We start from the raw sequence: 21,720 nt of genomic DNA, 5'->3' as shown, positions 1-21,720 counted from the left end.
GGAGTGGTCTTGTGAAAATAAATCAACCGACAACAAACAACGAAGTGCTGATGAAAGAAGGTGCGATTTTAGTCTCTCGCACCAATCTTAAGGGCGCAATTACTTACGCCAATCGCGCTTTTATTGAGATCAGCGGCTTTAATGAAGAGGAATTGATAGGTAAAAACCACAATATGGTGCGTCACCCTGATATGCTAGAAGAGGCATTTGATGACCTATGGCAAACCTTAAAGCAGGGTGATCCGTGGGTTGGTTTTATTAAAAATCGTTGTAAGAACGGTGATTTTTACTGGGTCAAAGCGACGGTGTCACCGGTGTTCAAACAGGGGCAGGTGGTGGAGTACATGTCGGTACGCAGCAAACCCTCTGTTGCTCAAGTGGCTGCGGCGGAGGCTCTTTATGCTGAGGTCAGTTTGGGTAATGCGCATATCAGAAAAAAAGGTTTGTCAGCGGTATTGGAGAAAATTTCTTCAGTTTCAATGTTTAATCAACTGTTGATGATCAATGTGGTTTTGGCTGGATTTTTCCTGTTTGGCTTCTTAGTCATGGCAGATGAAGCTTTATTGCACGTGGTTATGGAGAATGCAAATTCACTGGCTGTGCTGTTTGGCACGATGGGGTTGTTGGCTGCGGGTCTTTCATATGTTGTCTGCCACCGTTTGTACGCAGGTCTTGCAAAAGCAACATCTATTCTTGCTAAGCTGTCTGAAGGAAATTATGACAATTATATTAAGACCTCCAGCTCTAAAATAGGGCAATTAATGAAGTCGCTGTTAATTACTCAATCCCGCCTCTCTTACGGCATGCATGAAGTGGTTGAAAAAGCCGATGAAGGGCAAAGGCTTAAAACTGCATTGGATAATATGAGTGGCAGTGTGATGATTGCGGACAATCAGCGCAATATTATCTATATGAATAAGCAGGTGGAGCGTTTGTTTAATCAAGCTGAAACGGACATTCGTAAAGATTTGCCTGATTTTAATTCAGCACAGTTAAAAGGCGCGAGCATTGATCTGTTTCATAAACACCCAAAACATCAAGAAGATCTGTTGGCGGCTTTAAAAGAAACGTATGTGACGGAGATTAAATTGGGCGGGCGTTCGTTGCAAATTGTGGCCAATCCGATTATTGATGATGATGGCAGCCGTTTGGGGACATCGGTGGAGTGGATGGATCGTACCGCTGAAATAAAAACGGAAGATGAAGTAACGTCTCTGATTGTGGCGGCACGTTCTGGGGATCTCGGTCAGCGTTTGGCGTTGCAGGGCAAAGAGGGGTTCCTATTGAACCTATCAGAGGGGGTGAACAGTTTGATGCAGGGTTTAGAGCAAGCGTTTGCTGATATTTCACAAGCAATGCAAAGCATGTCTGAGGGTGATTTAACCAAAACCATTGAGCGTGATTATGAGGGTGTTTTTGATCAGGTGAAACGCAGCATCAACAGCAGTATGGTTAATTTTGAAGAGGTGGTGAGTAAATTGCGCGAGTCTTCAGACATGATTAATACCTCTGCGTTGGAAATTTCTACCGGCAATAATAATTTGTCTGCTCGTACCGAGCAGCAGGCTTCCAGCTTGCAGCAGACCGCCTCTAGCATGGAGGAGTTGACCAGTACGGTACGCAACAATGCGGACAATTCACAGCAGGCGAATCAATTGGCAACCGGTGCGCGGCAAACGGCAGAACACGGTGGTGAAGTGGTTAGTCGGGCGGTGCAGGCAATGGATGCGATCAATACCTCCAGTAATAAAATTTCGGAAATCATCGGTGTGATTGATGAGATTGCGTTTCAAACCAATTTGTTGGCACTGAATGCTTCGGTGGAAGCAGCCCGAGCCGGTGAGCAGGGTCGCGGTTTTGCGGTGGTGGCAACGGAGGTGCGGAATTTAGCCGGTCGCAGTGCAACGGCAGCGAAAGAGATTAAGTTGCTGATTCAAGACAGTGCCGAAAAGGTCAATGTTGGCGCGACCTTGGTGAGTGAGTCTGGCGAAACGCTGAATGAAATTGTTCACAGTGTGAAAAAAGTCGGTGACATTATTTCTGAGATTGCCGCTGCCAGTCAGCAGCAGAGTTCAGGCATTGAGCAAGTGAATCGAGCCGTGACCAATATGGATGAAGTGACTCAGCAGAATGCAGCCTTGGCTGAGCAGACTTCAGCGGCAGCAGCGTCGTTGACGGAAAAAGCCAAACAGATGGAGCAGATGATTCAATTTTTTAAAGTGGGTGAACGCTCGCAAAGAATGCGTTCAGGAAGCAGTAGAACAGGTGGCGCAGCGCTGGAGTTTGCGCAAAACAAGCCGTTAAGTGCTCGTACAGAGGGGCGGACATCATCTCAAACCGGTCGCCAAGTCGTTACAAATACAGCAGAGAGTGATGAGTGGGAGGATTTTTAACTCATCGAATATGGGCTTGAATTTAAGGTTTGTTGAGTACGCTTAAACGTAGTTGGGTTATTCAATAGAAGGCGATGAATATGCAAAGCGCAGAACAGAATATAGCGGGCCTGAACCTGAATGATGCTACTTTAGGTGAGTCGGGGGAGCCTGGACAGTATTTGACCTTTACCTTAGGTGGGGAAGATTATGCCATTGATATTTTGCGTGTTATGGAGATTAAAGGCTGGGGTTTGGTGCGCCCTTTGCCCAATACACCCGAGTATGTCAAAGGTGTGATGGATCTTCGTGGTCAGATTGTAGCGGTGGTTGATTTGCGAGCGCGCTTTTTCATGGAACGTATTGACTACACACCAACCACGGTGACGGTTATTCTTTCGGTTGAATCACAAGGCAGATCATCTGTGATTGGGGTGGTGGTTGACAGTGTTTCAGATGTATTGGAGGTGGCACAAAAAAAGATTCAATCAGCACCCAATTTGGGTTTGCATATTAATGTCTGTTATATGTCGGGAATGGTGATTCATAACGGAAAAATGATCGTTTTATTGGATATTGATAAATTTTTAAACCCAGAAGAGATGGGGCTTGGGGTTAATATGCAGGGAGATACGGTATGAGTGGACAAGGTGAAACGGTACTTGATCTACAGGAGTGTTTGAGCATTCAGGAGAGTGCTGCGGTGTTTAAATCGTTCAAAGAGATATTGAAATCTGCGGATCACATCAAGGTTTCTGGAGTGAATGTGAGTCGAATTGATGGCGCGGGCTGTCAACTGTTGTATTTGATTTATAAGGATGCTGAAAAAAATGGTGTGGTGTTGGATTTTTCTGATATTTCAGAGGTGTTGAAGTCTTCTTTAAGCTGCTTGGGTCTGAAAAAAATATTCTCTTTGTAGTTTTTTGAGGTGATTATGCAGAATCGTGAGTTTTCCTTTAGTCGAAAAAATTTTGATTTTTTGCGTAAAATTTCCAATGAAAAAACCGGCATTGTGGTTTCCGATGATAAGTTTGATATGTTTTATTCTCGACTTTCACGTCGAGTTCGATGGCTTGGTTTATCCAATTTTGATGAATATTGTGATTTTATAGAGCAGGGTGGTGCTAAAGGTGAGTTGACGGAGCTGATTAATTCTGTGACCACCAATTTGACCTCCTTTTTTAGGGAACAGCACCATTTTGATTATTTAAAAGAGACTGTGATCCCAGAATTGTTGGTTAAAAATAGAGCAGATAAAGAGATGTCTGTTTGGTCATCTGGTTGCTCGACTGGCGAAGAACCTTACTCTTTGGCCATCACTTTATTGGATGCTTTGAGAGATAATTTGAATTGGAGTGTGCGCATTGATGCGACAGATGTCGATTCTAATGTGCTGGCAACGGCAGAGTCAGGGGTTTATGTCTATGATCATCTGAATGGCATGTCGAAACAGTGTCTGCGTACGTGGTTTCAGCGTGGGATGGGCAATAATGCGGACAGAGTACGTGTTAAGAGCATCGTGCGTAGCATGATTGATTTTCATGAATTGAACTTGGTGGGTAATTGGTCTGTTGCTGAGAAAAAAGACGTTATTTTTTGTCGTAATGTGATCATCTATTTTGATAAAAAATTCAAGAAGCGTTTGGTTGATAAATACGCGGATGTTTTGAAAGTAGGTGGCTACCTTTTTATTGGCCATTCTGAATCTCTTTTTAACATTACTGATCGTTTTGAATTGATAGGAAAAACGATTTATAGGAAAATAAAGTAGTGGTTTTTGTGCCAAAACCTGAAAAGAAACGGGCGTTGGTCGGTTTTGAGGCAATCAATCGATACTGGGATAAAACCAACAGCAGCATGGCCGCAAAAATATTGCCTGGTGAATATTACGTCACCTCTACTGATGAGATCATTACTACGGTGTTGGGTTCTTGTATTTCAGCCTGTATTTGGGATCAAGGGCGGGGCATTGGCGGTATGAATCATTTTATGCTGCCCTCCAATGAGAGTGGAGGCTGGGGTGGCAGTGACTTGGTTAGTACGGCGACCCGTTATGGAAACCACGCTATGGAGCAGATGATTAACAGTATTTTGAAGCACGGCGGTCGCAGAGGGCGACTATCAGTAAAAATATTTGGGGGGGGAAAAATCATCAGCTCTATGTCTGATGTTGGGAAAAAAAACATTAAGTTTGTGGAAGATTACATTAACAATGAGGAGCTCACTTTACTGGCCGAAGATGTGGGGGGGGGGCAAGCCAGAAAAGTGATCTTTTACCCTAAGACAGGTCGTGCCAGAGTAAAACGGCTGAAAAATTTACACAATAATACGGTATTACAAAGAGACAGAAATTACCAAGATACGATTGTAGATGAGCCGTTTGAAGGCACTGTGGAGCTTTTTTAACAGGATTTTTTTTATGATAGATGTATTGGTGGTAGATGATTCTGCTTTGATTCGGCAACTGTTGAGTGCCATTCTTTCATCTGCGGATGATATTAATGTGATTGCAACAGCATCTGACCCGTATGTGGCACGAGATAAAATTAAGCAGCTGAACCCCGATGTGTTGACGCTGGATATTGAGATGCCGCGTATGGATGGGGTGACATTTTTGGGTAATTTAATGCGGTTGAGGCCAATGCCGGTGGTGATGGTGTCAACTCTGACTGAACAGGGCGCGGACATTACCTTGCGTGCATTGGAGTTGGGTGCAGTTGATTTTATTGCCAAACCAAAATTGGATGTTGCGCAGATGTTGCCTCATTATTCTGAGGAGATTGTGGCCAAGGTTAGAGCAGCGGCAAGCGCCAGTGTAAAACCTTTGGAAAGAGCGCCGCCTATTTCAAAAAAGGACGTTGAAAATCGAGTTTTGAAAAATAATAAAAAAATGAGTCATTTTCGTACCACGGATCGAATTATCGGCATAGGTTCTTCAACGGGCGGTACGGAGGCGATCAAAGATGTTTTGCGTAATCTGTCACCGGACATGCCAGGTATTGTTATTTCTCAGCACATTCCTGCGGCGTTTAGTGCTCCGTTTGCTGAGCGCGTTAATGGCATTACCGATCTTTCTGTGATGCAGGCCGTTGATGGGCAGCAGATTTTATCAGGCCATGTTTACATCGCTCCAGGGGATGCCCATCTGTTGGTTCGCAGAAACGGTGCGCGTTATGTGTGTGCGTTGAGTGATGCGCCGGAGGTGAATCGTCATCGTCCCTCTGTGGATGTGATGTTTCGTTCACTGGCGAAAAATGCGGGGAGCAACGCCATTGCGGTGATGTTGACGGGCATGGGAGCCGATGGTGCAACGGGCATGGGCGAGATGAAAGAGGTGGGCGCGCACACCTTGGCGCAGGATGAAAAGTCGAGTGTGGTTTGGGGGATGCCAGGGGAGGCGTACAAACGCGGCTTTGTGGATGAGTTACAGCCACTGCTTGCCATTGGAGAGCGTTTGCGTCAATTGAGTGGCGAGTAATGTGTGTTTGTTTGAACCCAGAGGCTTGTTCTGGCTTCTTTGCTTGTGTTAGTTTCCTTTGACTGTTTTTTCTAACGGTCTCTGTTTTTCCATGATGTCGATGTTTGATTTTTTTTTGCTCTCCGTGCCGTTGATGGCGCTCTGTTTGGATCTGCTCTTGGGTGAGCCACGCCGCTGGCATCCGCTGGTGGGATTTGGTTTGCTGGCGGAGAGAACCGAGGCGCTGTTAAACCGTCAGGAGGCAAAATACGCTCAGCGAAGCTTGGGTGTGTTGGCTTGGTCGTTATTGGTTTTACCGTTGCCGCTGTTGCTGTTGTTTTTGCCCGATACTCTTTATGGCGGGTTGATTGAGGTTTGCCTGCTTTATTTGGCCGTTGGGCGACGTTCCTTGGTGGAACACGCTTTGGCGGTGAAAAGTGCTCTGGAGTGTTCGGGCGTGCAGGCGGGGCGTGAAAAAGTGAGCTGGATGGTGTCGAGGCAGACCGATTCGTTGTCGGAGGGACAGGTGGTGAAAGCAACCCTTGAGTCTGTGCTGGAGAACGGCAACGATGCGCTGTTTGGGGTACTGTTTTGCTATCTGGTGGCCGGTGCGCCTGGGGTGGTGTTGTTTCGTTTGGCCAATACCTTGGATGCCATGTGGGGTTATCGTACCCCGCGTCTGCTGCATTTCGGTTGGGCGGCGGCACGTTTGGATGATGTGCTCAATTATCCCAGCGCCCGATTGACGGCTTTGAGTTACGCTTTGTTGGGGCGTACTCGCTGGGGGTTACGCTGTTGGAAAACTCAAGCGGCGTTGTGTGACAGCCCCAATGGCGGGGTGGTGATGAGCAGTGGAGCGGGCAGTTTGGGTGTGCTGTTGGGCGGTGGTGGTTATTATCACGGTCAGTGGCAGGACAAACCTATTTTGGGCTGTGGGCGTGAGCCAAGGCGTGAGGATATTCTGGCGGTGGTAGTGCTGTTTAATCGGGCTACTTTATTATGGTTGTTTTGCATGACGTTGTTTATTTTTTTGTTTCAAATATAAGGGGTTTGGGGTGTGCGTTGGATAAAAAGGATGCTGATTTTAGTGCTGTTGTTAACGCCGCTTTATCTGTTTCATAAGCCCATTTTAGTGGCGTACGCTGAATGGTTCATCATTGATAACGCCACTAAAGGCGCGGATGCCATTTTGATTTTGGCTGGTGGCGTAGAAACTCGGCCACCAAAAGCAATTGAGCTTTATCGGCAGGGCTATGCACCTCGTGTTTTATTAACCCAAGAGAAACGCCAAAACAGCCGTTATGCCCACATTGTTAAAAGTGAGCCTGAATTGATGCGCGCCATTTTACGTTATGAAAAGGTGCCAGCGGAATTTTTGCCGACCTTAAATGACGGTGTGACCTCAACCTTCGATGAGGCTTACGATCTGGCCGCGTACGCCAAACAGCACGATTTGCAGCGCATTATTATTGTTACCAGTGATTTTCATACGAGGCGTGCTCTGTTTGCGTTTGAAAAGGTCTTGCGTCAGCAGGGCGTGACCTTGACGGTGGAGATGGCGGCGGCTTCAAACGACGTTTATAACCCTCAAAATTGGTGGAGTACCGAAGCGGGGCTGCGCAATTATGTGACGGAGTTTTTTAAATTTTTGGTCTATTTGGTCAGCAATCAAAATTTAGCGGGGATAAAAGAGGGTTAGCTTTTTTTGCTCTATTCATCAAGGTAAGGCAGAAGGATAGCAAGCGCCTCTTGAACACCGTTGGCCTGCGGTGTGGGTGGCGGTTGTTTCTTCAGTAGGTCTGTTATTTTTTGCTCAAATGTCCCCAGTGTGAACTCGGCGTAACTCATTTTTTCAGCCACACCGTATTGTTTTAACCAGCGTTCCAGATAAATTGATTCCGGCCATTCGTCACGCTCTAAATAAAGGCAAGGAACGTGCGTTACACGCGGCTTCGCTAAAACTGCCGTAACCGGGTTTGCTGATCAGCAGATCCGCTGAAGCGAGCAGGTCGATAAAGCTAAAAGGGCAGGATTCAACGCTGCTCATATTCGCCTGAGGGTTGAGCCAGTTTTCGGGAACCAGCCAGTGATAATCTGGATTTTTTGGCCACGGTTGTAAATAAAAGCGGCTGTTGATGCCACCCAAACCGACCACGATCAGTTTTTTTTGAGGGCTAATGTTGAGGTGTTGATTGATTTCGATGCGGCGATGTTTACCCAAATTGGTGATGGGGCTGATGTACTGGCTGTGGGTTATGCAGTCCATCGGCATACTGGGTTTGGGTTTTAAAAAATGGGTGCTCTGTTGGTAAGCCTGCACAATCTGCTGGTGGATCTGATCCGCGTTAGAAAAATGGGCGCAGCAGTGCTGATAAATATCAGCCCAGTTTAGAGAGCAGAGGGCAATGCTGGGGATATTGAGTTGTTTCGCGGCGACGATGGGCAGGTAAGCGACGTTGCTGAGCAGCAGGTCGGGTTTGAGGGTTTTAAAATGATCGCTGAGTTGGTTGACTTTATTTTGCCACTGCCGGTGAAAGTATTGGTAAGCATGATGGCTCTCGGCAAGGCGAGGTTTGATTTGATCATCCATCAGCAAACCCACATCCAGAGCGATTTTATGCTGCTGGAATGGGGCGTGGATGCGGCGTTTTAAGTAGTCTGTTTCGATGTCACTGAAAAGAGTGATGCGCAGGTTGGGCAGGTGTTGCTGGAGGGCGTTGAGAATGGGGGCGGTTTGAGCGACGTGACCGTAACCGTGGGCGGTTAGGGTCACAACGATGTGCGGCGTTGCAGCCATAAAACCTCAACTAACGGGCGATGCGGAAACCTTGACCGAAAGAGGTGTAATTGGTGCGATGCCAATCACGACTGGCGGAGCGCAGATCTTTGAGGTTGTCGCTCCAAGAGCCTCCCCGTGAGAAACGGATGCCGCAGTTGCCTTGTGTCCATGCTTGGCCTGATTTTGGAGCGCCTTTGTAGGAGCTGTGGGAGCAATCTTGCACCCATTCCCAGACGTTGCCGTGCATGTCGTAGAGGCCGAATTTATTTGGGCTGAATTGACCGACGCTGAGGGTTTTTTGCCGATAGATGCCGCTGCTGGGGCAGTCGTCCCAGCCGCTGTTGCCGTTGAAATTGGCGTCCTCTGCTGAGAGGCAATCCCCGCTGTTAAACAGGTTTTTACTGCCTGCGCGAGCGGCATATTCCCATTCGGCTTCGGAGGGCAGACGATAACCGCCGCGTTTGATCCGGTGTTCTTTGTTGAGCCATTTTACGAAGGCGTTAGCGTCGTCCCAATTGACGTTGATCACAGGACGTTCACCCCGACCCCAGCCTTCATCATTGGGTAAAGAGCGTTTGGTGGCTTTGGCAAACTGGTCGTACTGCTCAAACGTGACTTCGTATTTGCTCATGCGGAAGCTGCGTTTGATGCGCACTGTGTGCAGAGGTTTTTCATCTCGGTCGCCTTTGCCTGCTTGATCACCCATCTGAAAACGACCGGCTGGGATTTTTACCATGCTGGGGGTGACCTCGTCTAGATAGAGTTGACGCTCACTTTTTTGTTGGCCTTTTTTACTGTTGGCTGAGCGGTTGCTGTTTTTTCGGTTATTTTCAGAGCGAATTTGGCGCTTGACGTAATCGCTTTTACGGCCTTTTACATAGAGTGTGGTGGCCGTTTGGTATTTGGCTACAGCAAGCTCTAGGCTGCCTTGATCGAGCAGAGGCGGGATTTCATCCAAATTTTTCTTGGCTCTTTTGATGTCTCTTGGCTCTTTGAGACCGAAGATTTTTTTCAAACGCAGCCATTTACGCCGAGCTTGACGCATCTCTTCTCTGCTGTCGCGCAGGTTCATCAGCTCGTTTGTGGTGTTTTGATAGTTTTCTAACAGAGTGGTGTAGATGTTTTCGGCAACTTTAAAATCACCGGATTGTGTGTTGTTGTTGGCGGCCTGATGCAGGCTTTCATTTTCTTTTGCCCACTGCTTATTTTGCAGTTTGCGTTTTTTTAACTCTCGTTTCCAATTAAGACGTTGTTGGCTGATGCGAGATTCCAAAAAGAGCAAGTTACTGGCCGACGACATCTTCTTGCTCAATGAATCAATGTCAGTGAAAAGGGTTTCGATGGCTGCTTTGCTGGTTTCGCTGTCCTTACCGCTGGTGTTTATTTTGTCCAGCTCAACCAAACGTGGGGTAAGGGTTTGGTAGGCGGGTTGGTTGTAGATGTGGGTTTCCACCAAGCTTTGTAAGGACTGTTGTTTGTTTAGTTTCTCTTCAGCGGTACGGATTTGGGTTTTAAGCTGTCGTTTGGCGCGTGTGCTGTTGGCGTCTTTCAGCTCTCTTTGCAGCTTGTTGACGTTGCCTTCGCTCTGCTGAATTTCACTTTCCATCTGCCAGCGCTGCTTTTTTAAGACTTCGGCTTGCTGGTGTAAGCGTCCCAGTGGGGATTGAACCTGTGCCACGTCATTACCGGAGCTTGATTCTTGGCTTTGCTGTTCATTTTCGTCACTGCCACCGACAAAGAGCAGTGAAATGCCAACGATTGCCACCCCAGCGATCAGTCCGATGATCTCTTTGGAGAGCTTTGTAGGTATTTTGATCTGAAAACGTTGCAGAGAGTGAATCAGAGCATTTTTAAACTCATCAATGGTGTTGTAACGGTCGTTTGGGCGACCTTCCAGACCTTTGTCGATGACGCGGGTAAAATTTTTGTTGAGGTTGGGATTTAGATCATGTAGCGCCTTAATGCGTCCGGCAGGCACTTCATTGGTGAGCATTTCATAGACGATGACGGCGACGGCGTACTGGTCAACGCGGCTGTCAATTTCTCGAATTTCACTGTCATTGACCCCGTCGAGTTGTTCTGGAGCCATGTAACGAACGGAGCCGGTGACGGTGCGGGTTAAAACACACTGTTGATCCGAAAAGGTACGGGCAATGCCAAAATCCATTAATTTGACATCGCCATCACTGCCCAGCCAGATGTTTTCTGGTTTGATGTCGCGGTGAATGATGTTTTTATGTGCGTATTGCAGGGCATCACAGAGAGGCGAGATCAGCTTTAACACCTCTTCTTCGCTGAATTTGCTTTTTTCACGCTGTTTTTTGCGCATTAGGCTGCGTAAATTTTCGCCTTTGAGCAGCTCCATGCACATAAAGAGCAGATCACCGTCTTGTTGCACGTCGTAGACATTGACAATGTTTTGATGGCTTAACTGGCTAGAGAGCAGGGCTTCATTGAAAAAACGTTCTTTGGCATCGTCGTCTAGGCCCGGCAGCAGCACTTTAAGCGCGACTTCTTCATCCCGCACGCTGTCTTTGGCTTGATAAACCTCACCCATGCCGCCTTTATCAATAAAAGCGGTGATGGTGTAACGACCGTGAACCAAACTTTGGCCTATTTGCAAAACTTCGTTTTTGCCACCTGTCGCGGCAACACCGCCAAGCATGGTTTTGTCGATGTCAATATCAGGGGTTGGGTTTTGTGGTAGATCTTTTAGGCCTTGTTTGTGACCTGTTTTTGCGGCACTTGTTGTTGCTGTTGTCGCAGTGGGTTTTTGAGTTGTTGTTTTTGAGCTGGCGGCAACGTAGGTTTTGTTGTCATCTTGATCGAAAAATTGATGTTTTTCTTTGTCGAGCAGCGCTTCTTCCAAGCTTTCCATCAACTCTTGGTCGCGGTCACTTTTAACCATAAAGGTTTTGTTTTCGTCGTCTACTTCTGTTTCTGCTCTGATCTCTTCTAGGCTGGGAATGGCTGATTTTTTGCCGATTTTTTCTGCATCAGAGGCCTTAACCATGATGGTTTCATTCAGTTCAAAATCAAGGTCATCGTCGTCATGTTCGACTTTTATCGCTGTTTCTGGCTTAATTTTTGGGGTTTTTTTGACGTTTTTCTGTGCTTTCGGCGCGATAATGGTTTTGTCGTTGTCGTCTTCTTGTGAGTTTACGTTTGGATTGTTACGTAGGGCGGCCAGAGCGGTGTCCAGACGTTGCATTTGTTGCAGACAGGCTTTGCCAGCGCGAGCAGACTTGGCTTTAGATTGCTCATTTTTGAGCGCATCCCATTTGATTTGATAGGCTTTTTCCGCCGTCTGTAGACTGGCTCCCGTATTGATACCGAGTACGGAGAGGGCTTCTTCTCTATTCACGCCTTATTCCTTAAATGTATTGATCAAATCTACTGCGTCTGGATAGTACAGTGAGTTAAGACGGACATAAAGTGCTAATTTGGTGGGTTTTCCTTAACTTAGTCAGATTGTTGTTTTTATGATCAGATGGCCTTCGTTTGGGGGTTAATTTGTTGTTGTAGGGTCGCTTAGAGGTTGAGACCCTGAGCGATTTTGCTCACAATGGATGCTTTGATTTTTACGGAGTTTGGCAATGGAACAACAGCGCAGCTCTATTCACGGTCAGTGGTCGGGTCGATTGGCCTTTATTTTGGCGGCGACCGGCTCGGCGGTGGGGTTGGGGAACATCTGGAAGTTTCCTTACATTACGGGTGAAAACGGCGGTGGCGCGTTTGTTCTGGTCTATTTGCTCTGCATTGCTTTGGTGGGTATTCCGATCATGATGGCAGAGGTGATGTTGGGGCGGCGTGGGCGGCAAAGCCCGATCAATACGATGATGAGTTTGGCCAAAGAGGAAGGCGCGCACCGTTTTTGGAAGGCGCTCGGTTGGATGGGGGTGTTGGCCGGTTTTCTGATCCTCTCTTATTACAGTGTAATTGCCGGTTGGGCGCTCTCTTATGTCTCCATGAGTCTGGAGGGGGCGTTTGTCGGTGCCAGTGCTGAGGGCATTGGTGCGCTGTTTTCGAACCTGATCGCTGATCCACAGCGTCTGATTCTGTGGCATAGCCTCTTTATGCTGATGACCATCGTGGTGGTGGCGCGTGGGGTTCGCGGCGGGTTGGAAGTGGCGGTGCGTTATCTGATGCCCGGATTGGGATTGTTGTTGTTGGTGATGTTGGGTTACGCCATCAGCAGCGGTTATTTTATGCAAGGTTTGGCATTTTTGTTTGATGCTGATTTCAGTAAAATTAATTCCACTTCGATTTTGGTCGCTATGGGGCACGCCTTTTTTACTCTTAGCTTGGGCATGGGGGCGATCATGGTGTATGGCTCCTATCTGCCAAAGGGCATCTCCATTGCCAAAACCAGTGTGTTGGTGGCGCTGGCGGATACGGTGGTGGCGCTGTTGGCCGGTATGGTGATTTTCCCACTGGTGTTTGCCAATGGTTTGGAACCAGGTGCGGGACCGGGGTTGATTTTCCAAACGCTGCCGATTGCTTTTGGGCAGATGAGTGGTGGTTTGGTGTTTGGTACGTTGTTTTTTGTTTTGCTGGTGTTTGCGGCTTGGAGTTCGGCCATCTCTTTGATTGAACCGGCGGTGGCTTATTTAGTGGAAAATCGTGGCATGAAACGCCTGACAGCGGCGTTGATCTGTGGTCTGGCCACGTGGCTGGTGGGGTTGGCGACGGTGTTCTCTTTCAATATTTGGTCTGACGTTACCCTGTTTGATAAAACGATTTTTGATCTGTTGGATTTTGTTACCTCCAATATCATGTTGCCTCTGGGTGGTCTAATGATCGCCATTTTTGCCGTCTGGGTGATGAAAAAAGAGTCCAGTCGTCAAGAGCTGGCTATGAACGTGTTTGGTTTTTCACTCTGGTATTGGGTGACTCGTTTGGTTACGCCCGTGGCGGTGCTGTTGGTGTTTTTAAATTCCATTGGTTTTCTTTAAAGGTCTGTTATGACAACGATTAACCGTTCTGCGCTGGTGCCTTTCAGTGCTGCGCAGATGTACGCTTTGGTGAATGACATTGAAGCCTATCCTGAGTTTTTGCCTTGGTGTTCGGGCAGCCGTATTTTGCAGCGCAGTGAGTCTGAAATCGAGGCCACCGTTGAGCTTTCTAAAGGCCAGTTGAAGAAGGCGTTTACGACCCGTAATCGCCTTTCGAAGGATCGAGAGATTGAGATGAAGCTGGTGGAAGGGCCGTTTAAACGTCTGCACGGCTGTTGGCAGTTTGACGAGATTGAATCCTTGGGCTGTAAGATCTCCATGGAGATGGAGTTTGAGTTTTCCAGTCGCATGATGTCGATGTTGGTGGGGCCTATTTTTAGCCAGATTGCCGGTTCCCTAGTGGATGCGTTTTGCAGTCGAGCCAAGCAGGTCTACGGTGAGGTGGCGCTGTGATTAAAGTTGAGGTGGCTTACGCGCTGCCCGATGAGCAGATTATTTTGCAATTTGAGATCGAAAAAGGCTCTACTGTTGAGCAAATTTTGCAGGCCAGTGGCATTTTTGAGCGTTTTCCTGAGATTGATGCAGAAAAAGCCAAGGTGGGTGTTTTTGGTAAGTTATGCAAACGGGATGCGATGCCCAAGGCGGGGGATCGCATTGAGATTTACCGGCCATTGATTGCCGATCCGAAAGCGGTGCGTAAAAAACGCGCCGCTGAGGGCAAGGCGATGAAAAAAGGCGGTGGTGCGATCAATGAGAAAGAGGCTTAGCTGCTTGCTCAGAGTGTGCGTTGGTAGTGATTGTCTATTTTAACCAGTTTGTCTTGCTCAAAGTAGAGGGTCAGCCGTTCAGGTGTTGGGTCGGTGCCACTTTTTTCAACGTAGTAGAGGTAGTTCCAACGGTTGGGGTGAAAGCCACGATTTAGAGTCGGAGTGCCGACTAAAAAGGTCACTTGTGACGTGCTCATGCCGACTTTGAGCTGTTCGATCTGCTCGCCGTTGATGATGTTGCCTTGTTGGATATCCAGCTTGTGTGCCAGAGAACAACCGCCAAGAGTGAGTAACAAGATAAAAATCAGGGAGTGGCGTTGGATCACGGTTAACCTTTATGATGAGAGGGTTCGGGCAGCAATAATACCGCACAATCCTAGACTGAGTCACCCGTAGGAGGAATTTTGGAATCTCAAGATCTAAAAAAGGCAGGTTTAAAAGTCACCTTGCCGCGCATGAAAATTTTGGAAATTTTGGAAACGCACCGTAAAGAGCATCTGAGCGCAGAGGACATTTACCGTATTTTAATGGTCAGCAACAACGAGATTGGTTTGGCTACCATTTATCGTGTCTTGACTCAATTCGAGACCGCCGGTTTGGTGACACGGCATCACTTTGAAGGTGGGCAGGCGGTGTTTGAATTAGACTGCGGTGTTCACCATGACCACATTGTCTGTATTGATTGCGGCAAAGTGGAAGAGTTTGTCGATGAGGTGATTGAGGAGCGACAAAAGCGAATTACTGAGGAGTTGGGTTTCGATATTCGCGATCACAGCATGATTCTTTATGGGGTTTGCAAAGATCGAGACGGCTGTTTGAAACGGCGCGAGAAGTGATCAACAGGCCGCGCCGATGATTTTGCTGCTGGGAGGTACTTCTGAAGGACGGATATTGGCGGAGCGTTTTTCAGACGCAGGCCTAAAGCTGATCTACAGCGTAGCGGGTTTGGTACGACAGCCAATTTTAAGGGTTTCAGTAATCACAGGCGGTTTTACTCAGTTTGGTGGTTTACAACGTTACCTCAAGTCACATAAGATTCGCGCCGTGGTGGATGCCACTCACCCCTATGCGCTGAAGATCAGTGCTACGGCGCAACAGGCGGCGTTGCAATTGGGGCTGCCTTATCTGCGTTTTCAGCGTCCTGAGTGGCAACCCAGTGAGCAAGACGATTGGCGCGGTTATGATCGTCTTGATGAGCTGTTTACTGCGTTGCAAGGCTATCGACGGATTTTGTTTACCTTGGGCGCGGTGGCGAAAGCGCGTTTGGCAATGCTTTCAGGGGCGGATTTGCTGTTGCTGCGTCGAGCAGTGGTGGATCATGCCTCATTGGCCAATGTACAGAACTTAAAGGCCATTGGTCCTTTTGATCTGTCGTCGGAATTGGCTTTGCTACGAAAGCATCGCATTGAGGTATTGGTCTCGAAGCAGAGCGGAGGAGAAGCCACCGCAGCTAAATTAGAGGCCGCCAGAGTGTTGTCTATTCCCGTTTGTTTTTTAAATCGACCTCGCCCAGTGGCGCAGGTGGATGAATTTGAATCCATTGAAACGTTGTTCGCCGTCTGTGTGCCGCGTTTTTCAGTTTAAGGAGCGTGGAAAAGTGAGTGGAAGTGAAGCAGCGGTGCTGTTTGTGGGGCATGGGTCTCGGGATGTGGACGCGGTGCAGGAATTTTATCAGTTGGCGGAGCAGTTTCAGAAACGCTTTCCTGATCGTTTGGTGGAGACGGGCTTTCTGGAGTTTGAACGCCCCATCATTGCCGATGCGGTGAAAAAGCTGGTGGATCAAGGGGTGACGAAAATTCACGCCGTACCAGGGATGTTGATGGTGGGCGCACACGCTAAAAATGACATTCCCAGCGAGTTGAACGCACTGCAACAGCAATTTGGGGTCAAGATCGAATACGGCGCAGAGCTGGGGGTTAATGCCAAGATGTTGCAGGCCGCCGAAGCGCGTATTCTGGAAGCAGAACAGTCGTTCGGTGAGGGTTACGACCGCAAAGAGACCTTGCTGGTGGTGATTGGACGTGGCGCGTCCGATGCCGATGCCAATTCGAACATCAGCAAAATCAGCCGTTTTCTGGAAGAGGGTATGGGGTTTGGCTGGGCGGTGACCGGCTACAGCGGTGTGACTTCGCCCTTGGTACCGGAGTGTTTGCAACGGGCGCACGGTTTGGGCTTTAAGCGGGTGATTGTTTTCCCTTATTTTCTCTTCACAGGGAGACTGGTCAAACGCATTTATGCGGCGGTGGATGAGTACGCAGCGGCGCACCCTGAGATTGCGGTGGTCAAAGCGCCCTATCTGAACGCCCATGAAAAAGTGATTGATACCTTTGTGGAGAAGTTGGACGAGATCAGCAGCGGCAACCCGAACATGAACTGCCAGCTCTGCCATTATCGAGTGCAGATTGTCGGTTCGGAGCACAAAGTCGGTACGCCACAACAGGGGCATCATCATCATGTGCAGGGCATTGGTACCGATGCTCATTCGCATGATCACGGCCATTCTCACGATTGAAGGGTAGGGGCAGAATCCATTTCTGCCCTTTTTTTACCTCTCTCCCTTTTGAAGGGCGGATATGGAATCCACCCCTACGGGGGTATTTGCAACCCAATCAGCAAAGATCCTTATGTTTGACTACCAGCTCGACCCAGACAAAATCGAAGCCGAGAGCTTTCGACAAATCGAAGCTCTGACCGACTTGAGCGGCTTTGATCCAGTGCAAAAAGAGGTGGCCAAACGGGTGGTTCACAGCATGGGAATGCCCGAGGTGGCCGCTGAGCTGCGTTTCAGTGCGGCGGCCTGTGAGGCGGGGCTGGCGGCTCTGGCCGCAGACGCGCCGCTGCTCTGTGATGTGGAGATGGTTAAACAAGGGGTGACCAAGCGGCTGATTAACCGTGCGCCGCTCTGTTATCTCAATCACCCCGAGGTGGCGAGTTGGGCAAAAGCCCGTGGTGAGACCCGCACGATGGCGGCCTTGTCTCTCTGGCAGCCTCAACTGGCGGACAGCATTGTTTTGATCGGCAACGCCCCCACGGCGCTGTTTCGTCTGTTGGAGCAGCTGCAACAGGGGGCGGAGCGTCCGGCTTTGATCATCGCCCTGCCAGTGGGCTTTGTCGGTGCGGCGGAGTCGAAAGCGGCGCTGTGGCAGTTGCATGAGGCCTTGGGGGTGGAGTGCATCACTTTGCTTGGGCGGCTGGGTGGCAGCGCGGCGACGGTGGCGGTGGTGAATGCCTTGCTGCGTTTGCAACCGGCTTCTCTACCGCTGCAAAAAAAATGCTGATTCATGTTGTCGGTCTGGGTGTGGCGCAGCCGCCACTGCTCTCAACAGAGGCGCAAGGGGCATTGACTGAAGCCGCGTGGGTAATTGGCTCTGAGCGGCAATTGGCTGCGCTGAGGTTGGAGGGTGTACCACAACTGCGTTTGCCAAAATTAGCTGAATTGTTGCTTTGGTTGCAAGAGCATGAGGCCGAAACGGGGGTTGTTTTGGCTTCTGGTGATCCGCTGCACTACGGCATTGGGGCTTTTTTGAGCCGTCATTTTGCTCCAGATCAACTGTGCTTTCATCCTGCCATTTCCAGCATTCAGGCCTTTTGTCATCAGTTGTACCTCAGCCAGCAAGAGGTGAAGGTGGTCTCCTTGCACGGTCGGCCTCTGGCCAATCTGCGCCGCCACCTGCACGCGGGGCAGAGGGTGATGATTTTGAGCGACACTCAGAGCCAGCCGCAGCATTTGGCGCAGCAGTGCCAAGCGACGGGCTTCGGCGATTCCACTGTTTGGGTCAGTGAGATGATCGGCTACCCTGAGCAGCGGCTGCGCTCTTTTTCTGTGGCGCAGTTATTGGCGCAGGAGATTGAGTTTGCCCCCTTGCATCTGAGCTTGATTATGGTGAAGGGTCGGGGTGATTTTTTGCCGGAGTTTCCTGGTATTGAAGACCGTCATTTTGTCACCGATGGAGTGAGCGGTGCTGGGCTGTTGAGCAAGCGGGAGGTGCGTTTGGCTATTTTGTCGCTGCTGCAACCGGCGCAGGGCGAGGTGGGTTGGGATATTGGTGCTGGGTGTGGTGGGGTGGCGGTGGAGTGGGCGTTTTGGAACCCTGCGGGGGCGTTGTTTGCCATTGAGCATCACGCTGAGCGTTTGGCCTGTTTGCGCGAGAATCGAGACAAATTTGGAGTGGTTGCTAATCTGAAGGTGGTGGCAGGGTTGGCACCGACGGTGTTGGCCGATCTGCCTGATCCCGATAAGGTGTTTGTGGGCGGCAGCGGTGGGGCGTTGGCGGAGATCTTAAACACGGCTTGGGCGCGTTTGGCCTTGGGTGGGTTTTTGGTCGCCAGTGCGGTGACAGAAGAGAGTAAGCAGATGTTGTTGCAGTTTGGCCGAAAGAACCCTGAGGCGGAACTGGAGTCGATGCAGATTGCCGTCAGTCGGCGCAGTGAGTTGGCGGGGCAGAGCCTCTATCGGCCACAGTTGCCGGTGACGTTGTTTAAGTGGCTGAAGTTGAGTTGAGGTTAATATGACGGGCTGTTTTTACGGTGTGGGGGTGGGTCCGGGTGATCCTGAATTGCTGACGTTAAAAGCGGTGCGGCTGATTCAAAACGCCGATCTTCTCTGTTATTTGAGCAACGAAGCGGGGCACTCGCAGGCGAAAGAGATTGCTCGTTTTGCGCTGGATGAGACAAAACGCTCTCAGCAACGTCTGCCGATTGTGATGCCCATGAGTCGGCAACGAGACGCGGCCAACGTTGTTTATGATGGGGCGGCTGCGCTGATTGCAAAGGCGTTGGATGCGGGGCAGGTGGTGGTGTTTCTTTGTGAGGGTGATCCGCTCTTTTTTGGCTCGTTTAATTATCTTCTGGAACGTCTGGAAGGGCGTTATTGTTGTCAGGTGGTGGCGGGGATCTCCTCTTTGCACGCGGCGGCGGCGGCGCTGCAACGGCCTCTGACTCAGCAGGAGCAGTCCTTGGTGGTGGTCAGTGGTCGCCACAGCGATGCCGATCTGTTGCAGGCGTTGGCGACCCACGACAGTGTGGTGATTCTCAAGGCGGGGCAGGCGCGGTCTCGAATTTTGGCGTTGCTGAAACAGAGTGGCCGGTTTGATCAGGGGCTGTATCTGGAGCAGATCGGGCGGCCTGAGCAGCGTATTGTGGGTGATTTGGCTGAGCTGGAAGATAAGGCGGGGCCATATTTCTCGCTGTTTGTGGTGCTAAAAAAGTGATTCGCATCGTCTCTTTGACCGAGGCCGGTCGGGTGTTGGCTGTGAAGCTGGCGGCAGGGCTTGGGCAGGGCGAAGGGGTGCGCTGCGCCTTTAAACCGCAGCCTTTTGGCGAGCAGGTGCGAAACGCATTTCAGCGCGGTGAGCGGTTGATTTTGATCTGTGCCACAGGGATTGCGGTGCGGACTCTGGCCTCGGTGCTGGTGGACAAGCGTTCTGATCCGCCGGTGCTGGTGCTGGATGAGTTGGGGCAATTTGTTGTTCCTCTGTTGTCGGGGCATGAGGGCGGTGCGAATGAGTGGGGGCGTGAGGTGGCGTTGCTGTTGGGTGCTCAGTTGGTGCTGACCACCGCTGCGCCTTATTTGCACCCTGTTTACGCCGTTGGTTTGGGGTGTGAGCGTGGCTGCCCTGTTTCAAGTTTAGAGAGCCTGCTGGAAAGCTGTTTGGCGCGCCTGAATCTGAAAATGGAGCAGATTGAGAGTGTGAACAGTCTGGATATTAAAGCCGACGAAGTGGGCATAATCGCCTTGGCTGAACGCTGTTCTCTGCCCTTTCGCACCTGGTCGGTGGCGCAGTTGCAGCAGATGGAGACGCAGTTACAGCGCCCTTCGGAGTATGTTTTTCAGACCGTGGGGGTTTACGGGGTAGCGGAGTCGGCGGCGTTGTGGGCGGCAGAGCAGATCAGTGGCGGCGCGGCGGAACTGGTGGTGGCGAAAGAGAAAAATTCACAGGCGACCTGTGCCATTGCACGGGGGTATTTTTCGACCTCGCAGTGATTTTTTTGGGCTACAATGTAGCTACAGTTTTTTATTGGAGAAGAGACTATGGCTGCGAATGCGGTGGTGCGTGCGCGTATTGATGAAAAGATCAAGGAAGAAGCTTCTGTGGTGCTGGCCAGCATGGGTTTGACGATTTCCGATGCTTTGCGGTTAATGTTGACCCGTGTCGCTAAAGAGAAGGCTTTGCCCTTTGAGCCACTGGTGCCGAATGAGTTAACTCTGGCAGCGATGAAGAAGGCGCGTCGGGGTGAGGTGGCGTCATTTGATGGTTTGGAGGGTTTGTTGGACGATTTAAATGGCAAGGATTGAACGAACAGGACAGTTTAAGCGGGATTATAAGCGGGAATCTAAAGGGCGGCATAGAGTGACTTTGGAGCGGGATTTTATTACGGTTGTGACGATGTTGATGAGTGGAGAGCCCTTGCCGACAAAATACCGAGATCATGCCTTGGTCGGAGATTGGAGCGATCATCGTGATTGCCATGTTAAGCCTGATTTGATTTTGCTTTACCGCTCTTTTTCTGATGGGAGGTTGCAGTTGGTTCGATTGGGATCTCACAGTGAACTCGGTTTATAAGTGAAACTAAATGTATAAAAGTGAGCAAGTGATGGGGCAGTTATTTTTAGTCAGTGCAGGTCCTGGGGATCGTGCTTTGTTGACCAAAAAGCGGAGCAAGCTTTGGCTGCGAGCAGCGATTGGGTCGCTTATGGTCTCTATTTAGAGCTGTTGGCGGAGCTATCGGCGGGTAAAGTTCATCACGATTTGCCGCTGGGGGAGGAGATTGCACGGGCGCGTTTGGCGCTCGATTTGGCTGCCGAGGGCAAAACTGTGGCGCTGATCTCCAGTGGTGACATTGGCATTTATGCGATGGCAACGCTGGTGTTTGAGTTGTTGGATCAGCAGTTACAAGGTAAACAGAATCACCCCGAATGGTTGCAGGTGGCCATTGAGGTGATCCCGGGTATTTCGGCGATGCAAGCGGGTTCCAGTTTGGTGGGAGCGCTGTTGGGTCATGATTTTTGTACGGTGTCGTTGTCGGACTTGCTGACCCCGTGGCAGACCATTGAAAAGCGCATCGAGTGCGCGGCGCTGGGGGATTTTGTGGTTTCGTTTTACAATCCGGTCTCGAAAAAACGCGATTGGCAGTTGAACCGTGCGCGGGATATTTTATTGCAGCATCGTCCTGAAACGACCCCCGTGCTGTTGGGGCGGCAACTGACGCGCCCTGAGCAAGAGGTGCAGATCATCACCTTGGCTGAGTTGGATGGCAAACAGGTGGATATGCTGACCTTGGTGTCGGTGGGCAACAGCGAATCGCGCCACATTGTCAACGGTGAGCAGCACTGGCTCTACACACCACGCGGGTATGCAAAAAAATTATGATGTTGCAAGAATTGAGAATA

The 21,720-nt window shown here is 49.7% G+C and carries 24 protein-coding genes and 1 pseudogene; 21 read left to right on the top strand and 4 right to left on the bottom strand.

Annotated elements, in window-relative coordinates; translation table 11 throughout:
- Positions 1–11: 11 nt before the first annotated feature.
- From Q9O24_01510 to Q9O24_01475, 8 genes are all read left to right on the top strand, one after another.
- The gene (locus Q9O24_01510) at positions 12–2,393 is read left to right on the top strand and encodes a methyl-accepting chemotaxis protein (protein MDQ7073848.1); all 2,382 of its coding nucleotides are present in this window, start codon (positions 12–14) and stop codon (positions 2,391–2,393) included.
- 80 nt (positions 2,394–2,473) lie between these two features.
- Complete coding sequence (locus tag Q9O24_01505; GenBank protein MDQ7073847.1) at positions 2,474–3,013, top strand: chemotaxis protein CheW; 540 nt, start codon at positions 2,474–2,476, stop codon at positions 3,011–3,013.
- Positions 3,010–3,291, top strand: coding sequence for a hypothetical protein (locus tag Q9O24_01500; protein ID MDQ7073846.1), 282 nt, complete (start codon positions 3,010–3,012; stop codon positions 3,289–3,291). The genes Q9O24_01505 and Q9O24_01500 overlap by 4 nt, the downstream gene beginning before the upstream one ends.
- A 15-nt stretch (positions 3,292–3,306) precedes the next feature.
- Positions 3,307–4,143, top strand: a complete 837-nt coding sequence (locus Q9O24_01495; protein MDQ7073845.1) for a protein-glutamate O-methyltransferase — start codon at positions 3,307–3,309, stop codon at positions 4,141–4,143.
- Positions 4,144–4,151: 8 nt separating this feature from the next.
- Entirely contained in the window at positions 4,152–4,778 is a 627-nt protein-coding gene (cheD, locus tag Q9O24_01490) for a chemoreceptor glutamine deamidase CheD (protein ID MDQ7073844.1), read from the top strand.
- A 13-nt stretch (positions 4,779–4,791) separates the two neighbouring features.
- A complete protein-coding gene (locus Q9O24_01485) occupies positions 4,792–5,850 on the top strand; it encodes a chemotaxis response regulator protein-glutamate methylesterase (GenBank protein MDQ7073843.1) in 1,059 nt (352 codons plus the stop codon).
- 100 nt (positions 5,851–5,950) lie between these two features.
- Complete coding sequence (locus Q9O24_01480) at positions 5,951–6,874, top strand: CobD/CbiB family cobalamin biosynthesis protein (GenBank protein ID MDQ7073842.1); 924 nt, start codon at positions 5,951–5,953, stop codon at positions 6,872–6,874.
- Between the two features lie 30 nt (positions 6,875–6,904).
- Positions 6,905–7,528 (top strand): YdcF family protein, encoded by a 624-nt coding sequence (locus tag Q9O24_01475; GenBank protein MDQ7073841.1) that lies wholly within the window; start codon positions 6,905–6,907, stop codon positions 7,526–7,528.
- Positions 7,529–7,539: 11 nt separating this feature from the next.
- On the opposite strand, the gene Q9O24_01470 is transcribed toward Q9O24_01475, so the two are convergent.
- The 3 genes from Q9O24_01470 to Q9O24_01460 are packed head-to-tail and all read right to left on the bottom strand — an operon-like array spanning position 7,540 to position 11,972.
- Entirely contained in the window at positions 7,540–7,689 is a 150-nt protein-coding gene (locus tag Q9O24_01470; GenBank protein ID MDQ7073840.1) for a hypothetical protein, read from the bottom strand.
- 49 nt (positions 7,690–7,738) lie between these two features.
- Positions 7,739–8,626: a hypothetical protein gene (locus Q9O24_01465; GenBank protein MDQ7073839.1), complete on the bottom strand. Its 888-nt coding sequence runs from the start codon at positions 8,624–8,626 to the stop codon at positions 7,739–7,741.
- Between the two features lie 10 nt (positions 8,627–8,636).
- Positions 8,637–11,972, bottom strand: coding sequence for an SUMF1/EgtB/PvdO family nonheme iron enzyme (locus Q9O24_01460; GenBank protein ID MDQ7073838.1), 3,336 nt, complete (start codon positions 11,970–11,972; stop codon positions 8,637–8,639).
- A gap of 232 nt (positions 11,973–12,204) precedes the next feature.
- Between Q9O24_01460 and Q9O24_01455 the strand changes: the two genes are divergently transcribed.
- From Q9O24_01455 to Q9O24_01445, 3 genes are read left to right on the top strand one after another with little or no spacing between them, the layout of a single operon-like run.
- A complete protein-coding gene (locus Q9O24_01455; protein ID MDQ7073837.1) occupies positions 12,205–13,563 on the top strand; it encodes a sodium-dependent transporter in 1,359 nt (452 codons plus the stop codon).
- Positions 13,564–13,572: 9 nt separating this feature from the next.
- Positions 13,573–14,016, top strand: a complete 444-nt coding sequence (locus Q9O24_01450) for a type II toxin-antitoxin system RatA family toxin (GenBank protein ID MDQ7073836.1) — start codon at positions 13,573–13,575, stop codon at positions 14,014–14,016.
- The gene (locus Q9O24_01445; GenBank protein MDQ7073835.1) at positions 14,013–14,330 is read left to right on the top strand and encodes an RnfH family protein; all 318 of its coding nucleotides are present in this window, start codon (positions 14,013–14,015) and stop codon (positions 14,328–14,330) included. Before Q9O24_01450 ends, Q9O24_01445 begins: the two co-directional genes overlap by 4 nt.
- Before the next feature lie 8 nt (positions 14,331–14,338).
- Here Q9O24_01445 and Q9O24_01440 read toward each other — a convergent pair whose 3' ends face one another.
- Positions 14,339–14,656 (bottom strand): outer membrane protein assembly factor BamE, encoded by a 318-nt coding sequence (locus Q9O24_01440; protein MDQ7073834.1) that lies wholly within the window; start codon positions 14,654–14,656, stop codon positions 14,339–14,341.
- A gap of 78 nt (positions 14,657–14,734) precedes the next feature.
- Between Q9O24_01440 and fur the strand changes: the two genes are divergently transcribed.
- The 10 genes and pseudogenes from fur to cobJ all read left to right on the top strand — a co-directional run bounded on the left by fur (position 14,735) and on the right by cobJ (position 21,700).
- Positions 14,735–15,166 carry a ferric iron uptake transcriptional regulator gene (fur, locus tag Q9O24_01435; GenBank protein ID MDQ7073833.1) on the top strand — a complete coding sequence of 144 codons (432 nt, stop codon included), beginning with the start codon at positions 14,735–14,737 and terminating at the stop codon, positions 15,164–15,166.
- Between the two features lie 16 nt (positions 15,167–15,182).
- Positions 15,183–15,914, top strand: coding sequence for a precorrin-6A reductase (gene cobK / locus Q9O24_01430; GenBank protein MDQ7073832.1), 732 nt, complete (start codon positions 15,183–15,185; stop codon positions 15,912–15,914).
- 13 nt (positions 15,915–15,927) lie between these two features.
- Entirely contained in the window at positions 15,928–16,842 is a 915-nt protein-coding gene (locus Q9O24_01425) for a sirohydrochlorin chelatase (GenBank protein ID MDQ7073831.1), read from the top strand.
- Between the two features lie 112 nt (positions 16,843–16,954).
- The gene (locus Q9O24_01420) at positions 16,955–17,608 is read left to right on the top strand and encodes a precorrin-8X methylmutase (protein ID MDQ7073830.1); all 654 of its coding nucleotides are present in this window, start codon (positions 16,955–16,957) and stop codon (positions 17,606–17,608) included.
- Positions 17,500–18,831 (top strand): precorrin-6y C5,15-methyltransferase (decarboxylating) subunit CbiE, encoded by a 1,332-nt coding sequence (gene cbiE, locus Q9O24_01415; protein ID MDQ7073829.1) that lies wholly within the window; start codon positions 17,500–17,502, stop codon positions 18,829–18,831. The genes Q9O24_01420 and cbiE overlap by 109 nt, the downstream gene beginning before the upstream one ends.
- A 7-nt stretch (positions 18,832–18,838) precedes the next feature.
- The gene (cobI, locus tag Q9O24_01410; GenBank protein MDQ7073828.1) at positions 18,839–19,540 is read left to right on the top strand and encodes a precorrin-2 C(20)-methyltransferase; all 702 of its coding nucleotides are present in this window, start codon (positions 18,839–18,841) and stop codon (positions 19,538–19,540) included.
- Positions 19,537–20,313 (top strand): cobalamin biosynthesis protein, encoded by a 777-nt coding sequence (locus tag Q9O24_01405; protein ID MDQ7073827.1) that lies wholly within the window; start codon positions 19,537–19,539, stop codon positions 20,311–20,313. Before cobI ends, Q9O24_01405 begins: the two co-directional genes overlap by 4 nt.
- 48 nt (positions 20,314–20,361) lie before the next feature.
- Positions 20,362–20,625, top strand: a complete 264-nt coding sequence (locus Q9O24_01400; protein MDQ7073826.1) for a type II toxin-antitoxin system RelB/DinJ family antitoxin — start codon at positions 20,362–20,364, stop codon at positions 20,623–20,625.
- The gene (locus Q9O24_01395; GenBank protein ID MDQ7073825.1) at positions 20,612–20,893 is read left to right on the top strand and encodes a type II toxin-antitoxin system YafQ family toxin; all 282 of its coding nucleotides are present in this window, start codon (positions 20,612–20,614) and stop codon (positions 20,891–20,893) included. Before Q9O24_01400 ends, Q9O24_01395 begins: the two co-directional genes overlap by 14 nt.
- A gap of 31 nt (positions 20,894–20,924) precedes the next feature.
- Positions 20,925–21,700, top strand: a pseudogene (gene cobJ / locus Q9O24_01390) (precorrin-3B C(17)-methyltransferase).
- Positions 21,701–21,720 lie beyond the last annotated feature (20 nt).

The organism is Gammaproteobacteria bacterium (genome assembly GCA_030949385.1).
Classification (GTDB): domain Bacteria; phylum Pseudomonadota; class Gammaproteobacteria; order JAUZRS01; family JAUZRS01; genus JAUZRS01.
Note: the sequence above shows the minus strand (reverse complement) of the source record. Positions and strands in the feature narration are given on the sequence as shown.